Below are 7,375 nucleotides of genomic sequence, written 5' to 3'. Positions count from 1 at the left end.
CCTTAAACCCTGTGGATAAACAGGACTAAAGCATGCGGATAGTTTTCTGGATAACCTTGTCCGGAATTTTTCTGTCGATTCCACACACATTCCATACCTCACTTACCGGCAGCTAGTGCATAACTTAAGCGCAGTTAAACACACCACTTATGCTTGCCATAAATATTTGTTTTTAAAGGACTTTTTATGGTTACCCACAGATATTGACGTGACTAAGAATAAAAATAACGAACTACTCCTTCTCTTCTTTCACATAACATAACAGGTATAAAAATCTTTTCGTGTGAACAGGAAAAGCCGGTTTGAGTAAGTTCTGAAACTGCACATAAAATCACCATTGCTATTGCTGATTCTTTCTCATACAATTGCCGCCCTTAAAAATTAGACCCTTTTCACTTAACTGGGTGACAGTGTTATGAAACGTACTTTCCAACCAAGCGTATTGAAACGTAAGCGTACTCACGGTTTCCGTGCCCGTATGGCTACTAAAAACGGCCGTGCTGTTCTGGCTCGTCGTCGTGCTAAAGGCCGTCACGTACTGACTGCTTAATCGACCGTCTGACGCTGCGTAGTTTGCCGTCGATGCCGGAATTCGGATTTCCCCGCCGTGCCCGCTTACTCAAGCCGGTGGAGTTCAAACGGGTTTTCGACAAGACAGAATTACGCGGTAGTTCGCCTCACCTGTTGGTGCTGGCAACTCCGAATGAGCAGGACCAGGCCAGGATCGGATTCGTTCTGGCCAAAAAGCAGATCAAACGGGCTGTAGACCGTAACCGGATTAAACGTCTGGTTCGCGAATCGTTCCGGCATCATCAGCATGAGATGGCGTCGCTGGATTTTGTTTTACTTGCCCGCTCTGGTCTTGCCGAACTGGACAACCAGCAAATTCGTGAGATGATTGACGGCCTTTGGTTCAGATTAAAGCGTCCTTCCAATGACAGACAAGCAAACGGCAGCCGAAAAAACCGCCGCGCATCCCGGCGCTAAGGTGTTGCTGTCCCTGATTGCTTTCTATCGTTACGCTCTCAGTCCCCTTATTCCCAGTCGTTGTCGCTATTACCCCACCTGCTCTGCCTATGCCGATGAAGCTGTTCGTCGATATGGTGCTGTGCGCGGCGGTTATCTTGCGCTCAAACGGTTGCTCCGGTGTCACCCCTGGGGTTCCCACGGTGTGGATCCGGTACCCGATTTACCCAACCATTCCTCCAATTGTTGTCAACGGAAACCCTAATCATGGATATCCGCCGTACGGTCATATTTCTTGGCCTGATTGTCAGTAGCTATTTTCTTATCCTCGCCTGGAATGATGACTACGGTCAGAAAAATCAGGTAACAGCGCCGATTGAAGCAACTGCGGTTGCTGAAAACCAGGACGCTCCGGTAACCACCGCCAGTGCCGACGAGCTGGCTGAGCAACCAGCGGTTGATGCTCCGGTTGTCAGCACAGAAGCCAAGGTGCAGCCATCGGCGGAGCTGATTCGCGTAGATACCGACGTACTGCGTCTGGTGATTGACCCACGTGGTGGTGAAATCGTTGAAGTACTGTTGCCTGAATATCCGGCAGCGGTTGATCAGAAAGACGTTCCTTTTGTATTAATGGAGCGCAACCAGCGCCGTACCTATGTGGCCCAGAGTGGTCTGCTGGGTAAAGACGGTGTGGATGCTCAGGGTCCGGCGCTGTACAGCGCGGATGCCACTCAGTATAAGCTGGCGGATGGCCAGGATGAGCTGAGCGTTGTGCTGACTACTCAGACTGAGAAAGCAACGGTAGAAAAAGTATTCACCTTCCGTCGTGGTGATTACCTGATGGATGTTAACTTCCGCATCAAAAATACCTCGGCCGAAGCCTGGCAGGGTGTTTTCTACGCGCAGCTGAAGCGTGATAACTCGGTTGACCCGTCGGCCGGTTCGCAGATGGGCATGGCGGCTTACTTAGGCGCAGCTCTGACCACTAAAGAAAACCGCTACGAAAAAGTAACCTTCTCCGATCTGGAAGACGGCCAGTACAAAAAAGTCGAGCAAGGTGGCTGGGCCGCAATCCTGCAGCACTACTTCCTCGCTGCCTGGGTGCCTGCAAAAGATGTGCAGCACACCTACAACGGCCGTGCGGTTAAAGGAAACTACATTTTTGGTTTCTACGATGCGCCTACGGTTGTTGCCGCCGGTGAAACCGCTGAAGTGGGTGCCAGCCTGTATGTTGGTCCTAAAGTGCAGGATCGTCTGGCCGAAATTGCAGACCATCTGGATCTGACTGTCGATTACGGCTGGTTATGGTGGATTGCCCAGCCGCTGTTCTGGTTGCTGAGTTTCTTCCACGGTCTGGTGGGCAACTGGGGTGTGGCCATTATTCTGCTGACTGTACTGATTAAAGCCGCATTCTTTAAGCTGTCTGCCACTTCTTACCGCTCGATGGCGAACATGCGCAAAGTAGCGCCGAAGATGCAAGAAATTAAAGAAAAATACGGTGATAACCGTGAAAAGCTCGGCCAGGAAATGATGAAGCTCTACAAAGAAGAGAAGATCAATCCGCTGGGTGGCTGTCTGCCGATTCTGGTGCAGATGCCGGTATTTATCGCGCTGTACTGGGTACTGATGGAATCTGTGGAATTGCGTCAGGCACCGTTCTTCCTGTGGATTAAAGATATGTCGGTGATGGACCCTTACTTCATCCTGCCATTAATCATGGGTGCTTCTATGTTTATTCAGATGAAGCTGAACCCAACACCGCCGGACCCGATGCAGGCGCGTGTTATGCAGTTTATGCCGGTGATCTTTACCGTCTTCTTCCTGTGGTTCCCGGCCGGTCTGGTACTGTACTGGGTAGTGAACAACATCCTGTCGATCAGTCAGCAGTATGTGATTACCAAACAGATCGAAAACAGCTGATCTGCAGGAATCTTAAAAAGGCGCTTCGGCGCCTTTTTTATTGCCTGCCATCCGGCGGGTTAACTCAGGTACAATTCGCGCAAGCCAAACCGCTGTATTTAAAACGGCGCCCAGATTTCAGGAATCCGCGATGAGCAACCTTATCCACAACGACACCATTGCTGCCGTAGCCACTGCACCGGGGCGTGGCGGGGTTGGCATTATCCGCGTATCCGGCGCGCTGGCGTTAACCGTGGCCCAGGCCGTACTCGGCATAGAGCCCAAACCCCGTTATGCCCACTACGGGCCGTTTAAAGCGGCTGACGGTACGGTGCTGGATGAAGGCATCGCCCTGTTCTTCCCCAACCCGAATTCTTTTACCGGTGAAGACGTACTCGAACTGCAGGGTCATGGTGGCCCGGTGGTGCTTGATCTGTTGCTGAAAGAAGTGGTGGCGCTGGGTTGTCGTCTGGCGCGCCCGGGTGAATTTTCCGAGCGCGCTTTCTTAAACGACAAAATGGATCTGGCCCAGGCCGAAGCCATTGCCGATTTAATCGACTCCGCCTCTGAGCAGGCCGCACGCTGTGCACTGCGTTCATTACAGGGCGAGTTTTCCAACAAAGTACACAGCCTGCTCGACCAGTTAATTCAGCTGCGTATTTATGTCGAAGCCGCCATCGATTTTCCCGAAGAAGAAATCGATTTTCTCTCCGACGGCAAAGTAGCCGCCATGCTCGACGCCGTGGATGCGGAGCTGAAAGCGGTTCTGCGCGAAGCCGGACAAGGCGCGCTGCTGCGTGAAGGTATGAACGTGGTGATTGCCGGCCGCCCGAATGCCGGTAAATCGTCGCTGCTGAATGCACTGGCCGGTCAGGAACGTGCCATCGTTACCGATATTGCCGGCACCACGCGCGACGTATTAAAAGAACATATCCACATCGACGGTATGCCGCTGCACATCATCGACACCGCCGGTCTGCGTGATGCGCCGGACGAAGTGGAGCGCATTGGTATTCAGCGCGCCTGGGACGAAATCAGCAAAGCCGACCGCGTATTATTGATGGTCGACAGCACCACCAACGAAACCGATGCAGAGAAATTACTGCACGCGCTGTACGACGAGCGTGGTCTGCAGGAAGCCGCGACCGATCTGTTAAATAACGGCCGCTTAACAGTTATCCGCAATAAAGCAGATTTATCCACAGAGACCATTGGTCTGAATAACGACGGCCGTTTCCCGGTAATTACCTTATCGGCGAAGCAGAATGCCGGTGTCGATGAGCTGCGCGAACACCTGAAACAGATTATGGGGTTTGATGCCGCTGCCGAAGGAGGTTTCCTTGCCCGCCGCCGTCATATCGATGCTCTTAACCGCGCGCAGCAGGCCCTCGATTTTGGTCGCCAGCAACTGGAAGGCATGGCCGCCGGTGAGCTGCTGGCCGAAGATCTGCGTATGGCGCAGCATGCGCTGAACGAAATTACCGGTGCTTTCACCGCCGATGATCTGCTGGGCGAGATTTTCGGCAGCTTCTGTATTGGGAAATAATCAGCCATAAGTGACAAGCCGGTGGGCAAGGTTTCTGAGCAGTCCGGCAATTGTTTTCAGGCATAAAAAAACCGCGATATTCGCGGTTTTTTTATGCCCGTTAAACAGCCTGAAATGAGCGGATCAAACGGTTTTATATTTCTGCTGTTCCGCTTCCCATTCGCCCAGCAGCTCACGGTTATCGTGCATCCATGGGTGAAAATCGCGGCGGAAATAATCCAGATAATCACGCCAGATGGTTGGCACTAATCCTGGCTTCAGGAAGTAGAACCGGAACCCTTTCCACCAGACTTTCGGGTTGAATAACTGGCCGTCTTTCCACAGGAAAATCGCCTGAATAATGGACGTGCGCAGACAGAAAAGAATGGTGACATTAATCATGGTCAGAACCCGCAGCCAGTAACTGCCAACTGCCTGTTGGTACACATCGTAAGCCACGGCTTTATGTTCGGTTTCCTCAATCGCGTGCCAGCGCCACATTTCTTTAAATTGCGGGTGCATGCCTTCGGTGGATTCCGGGTTGGTCAGAACCTGGTGCGCCATAATGGCGGTAAAATGTTCCAGCGCACAGGTAACTGCCAGGCGGTGTTTACGCGGCAGCCATTTTTTCATCCAGACCTTTTCTTTCTTTTCAAAGGCCATGATTTTGTCGATCGGGTAATTCCATTTTTTCAGATAGTCGTTGTACTGCGCATGTTCATGGCCGTGAATGGCTTCCTGTTTAATAAAGCCTTTAATCTGCTGCAGTAATTGCGGGTCGCTGATTTTGTGCTGATTATCACGCACGGCATCCATAAACATGCGCTCACCTTCCGGGAACAGACAGGAAAGCGCATTCATGAACGTCGATTTAAAAACATCGTCGCCGTACCAGTATTTGGGAATGTCATCGAGGTCGAATTCAAATTCCATTTTACGGCCGGGAATTTCCATAGAAGAACTGATGGCCTGAGCTTTTTGCAGTTTGCTGTTCATAAACGCCTCGCAGATGATGTACCTGATCCAATATTCTGTGCGGCAAGCAGACCAAGAAATATTAACCGGTACGTTATTCTCATTATGCGTAACAGGATAGGCGCATCAGGCCAGCGCTGACAGGTGATCGGACGACAATTATCGGGTGCGGTGGTGACTGCAGGTGGCTTTCGATCACCGCCTGCAGGCAGGGCAGGCGGATTGTTGCAATTGCTCAGAGATGACCGACTTTCACCAGTATCAGCGTCTCTTCATCAACAAAAGGATGGTGTTGGCTTAAATGCGGACTGCGCAGCCAGGTATGCTGCGGATATTCACCGTGCTCGTCTTTAAAGCAGCCGGAAATTACCAGAATTTCCTCCCCACCCCAGTGGCGGTGCGGTTGGAATACCTCTCCAGCAGGCCAGCGCACCAACGCCGTACTGGCTCCCAGATGTTCATGCAGCGGGCACACGGTCAGACCGCCAATACCCGGCCGCCATTGCTGATCTTCGGGGCGGATGCGCACGGTTTCAGTGTCGGTTTCAGCAAACTGATTAAGTTTTACAAAGATCAGACAACCCTGCTCGGAAAACGGTGCATGGGCAGAACCCGGAGAATTGCGCAGATAACTGCCGGCCGGGTAATCGCCGGATTCATCGCTGAACACGCCTTCGAGCACATAAATTTCTTCGCCCAGCGGGTGAGTATGCTGCGGAAAACGTGCGCCGGGCAGGTAGCGCACCAGACTGGTTACCTGACCATGCTCCGGAGCTTCACGTTCCAGCGGGAAACGTTCTATCGGTGCCTGCGGTGCGCTGAGCCAGGGCTGATCGCCCTGGCGGATAACCACCACTTTGCTGCGATCCATATTGATGGGCTCAAAAGTTGGTTGGGCGCTCATGGGATCTCCGGACAGTATTTCGTTGATGAAAAAGCAGGGCTGCAGGTTGATAGCCGACGATTGTATTCCTCTCCGCCGTGGCGGCCCAAGCAGCAAATCCGGCTGACTATCCGGTAAAGCGGCAGACAATGCGCATTTTTATCGGATCGCGGGTTAAAGAGAGCGGATTTCCCGCCGATTGCTATCTTTACAGGTATTACTTTCTGGCAGGAGAACTCCGTGCGCGCAGCAACTCTGGCGATAGCCGCCACCTTACTGGTGGGATGTATTGCAGAAGAAGACAAAGACAAGATCACCAACGAACAGGGAGTGACCGTCAGCGATCCGACTCTGGCCCTGAATGGTTTATGGGACGGCCAGTTTGATCAGGCAGGCAGCCTGCGGGTGCTGATTTATAACGGCAACGTTTACGGTCTGGATGAAAGCCGTGGTTACTACGGCACAGCGTTGCTGAATAACGATAACCGTACCGCCACGCTGGCGCTGACGGGTTATACCCTGTCGCAGAATGATACCGCCGCCAAACAATATGTGGCCGACGGTCTGAATCAGGATTACAGCCTCAATGGCCTGCTGTACACCGTGGAAGCTTCACCACAGCTGGTTGGTGACTTTGAAAACGCCACCGGCACCGGCAGTTTTGTGCTGACCGATGATGGCACCTGGCCGAATAACTCTGCCCTGAGTCTGCTGGCGGGCAAGTGGACGGCCACCGGTTATGAATTCTATGTAGAGCCATTAAGCAGCAAGGCTTCGTTTAAAGGCATCAGCACTGATAGCAGTGGCTGCACCTTCGAAGGTGATATCACCCTGTTGGATAAAAACGATGCCCTCTACGCCGTTACCCTGCGCGAGCGCAAAAACTGCCCGGCATTTAACGAAACCAACGCCAGTGGCTATGCCGTGATCAACAGCGATGGCTCGCTGGAGTTGTACCTGCGCAAAGATACCGACCTGTTGTTTATGACCTTTACCGCGCCGGTCAGCAGCACACCTGTGGAAACCCCTACCGATACAACAGACACAACGACGGATACAACCACGCTCTGAGCGGTTAACGGCTGCTGCTGCCTGCAGTGGCCGTTATTCTTTCCCCCTTCCTGTGT

8 protein-coding genes are annotated in these 7,375 nt (G+C 52.5%); 6 read left to right on the top strand and 2 right to left on the bottom strand.

The window, feature by feature from the left end; translation table 11 throughout:
- Positions 1-415: 415 nt before the first annotated feature.
- From rpmH to mnmE, 5 genes are all read left to right on the top strand, one after another.
- Entirely contained in the window at positions 416-550 is a 135-nt protein-coding gene (gene rpmH / locus MT343_RS19505) for a 50S ribosomal protein L34 (RefSeq protein WP_145467333.1), read from the top strand.
- 32 nt (positions 551-582) lie between these two features.
- A complete protein-coding gene (gene rnpA, locus MT343_RS19500) occupies positions 583-987 on the top strand; it encodes a ribonuclease P protein component (RefSeq protein WP_145468098.1) in 405 nt (134 codons plus the stop codon).
- Positions 935-1,231: a membrane protein insertion efficiency factor YidD gene (gene yidD, locus MT343_RS19495; protein WP_145467335.1), complete on the top strand. Its 297-nt coding sequence runs from the start codon at positions 935-937 to the stop codon at positions 1,229-1,231. Before rnpA ends, yidD begins: the two co-directional genes overlap by 53 nt.
- A 2-nt stretch (positions 1,232-1,233) precedes the next feature.
- Positions 1,234-2,886, top strand: coding sequence for a membrane protein insertase YidC (gene yidC / locus MT343_RS19490; protein ID WP_145467337.1), 1,653 nt, complete (start codon positions 1,234-1,236; stop codon positions 2,884-2,886).
- A gap of 130 nt (positions 2,887-3,016) precedes the next feature.
- Positions 3,017-4,411 (top strand): tRNA uridine-5-carboxymethylaminomethyl(34) synthesis GTPase MnmE, encoded by a 1,395-nt coding sequence (mnmE, locus tag MT343_RS19485; RefSeq protein ID WP_145467340.1) that lies wholly within the window; start codon positions 3,017-3,019, stop codon positions 4,409-4,411.
- A gap of 123 nt (positions 4,412-4,534) precedes the next feature.
- Here mnmE and MT343_RS19480 read toward each other — a convergent pair whose 3' ends face one another.
- Complete coding sequence (locus tag MT343_RS19480; RefSeq protein WP_145467342.1) at positions 4,535-5,386, bottom strand: metal-dependent hydrolase; 852 nt, start codon at positions 5,384-5,386, stop codon at positions 4,535-4,537.
- 214 nt (positions 5,387-5,600) lie between these two features.
- Positions 5,601-6,269: a cupin domain-containing protein gene (locus MT343_RS19475; RefSeq protein ID WP_145467344.1), complete on the bottom strand. Its 669-nt coding sequence runs from the start codon at positions 6,267-6,269 to the stop codon at positions 5,601-5,603.
- 219 nt (positions 6,270-6,488) lie between these two features.
- Between MT343_RS19475 and MT343_RS19470 the strand changes: the two genes are divergently transcribed.
- The gene (locus tag MT343_RS19470; RefSeq protein WP_145467346.1) at positions 6,489-7,319 is read left to right on the top strand and encodes a hypothetical protein; all 831 of its coding nucleotides are present in this window, start codon (positions 6,489-6,491) and stop codon (positions 7,317-7,319) included.
- Positions 7,320-7,375: the final 56 nt, after the last annotated feature.

The organism is Venatorbacter sp. C2-1 (assembly GCF_022832715.1).
In the GTDB taxonomy this organism is placed as follows: Bacteria; Pseudomonadota; Gammaproteobacteria; order Pseudomonadales; family Oceanobacteraceae; genus Venatoribacter; species Venatoribacter alkanivorans.
Note: the sequence above shows the minus strand (reverse complement) of the source record. Positions and strands in the feature narration are given on the sequence as shown.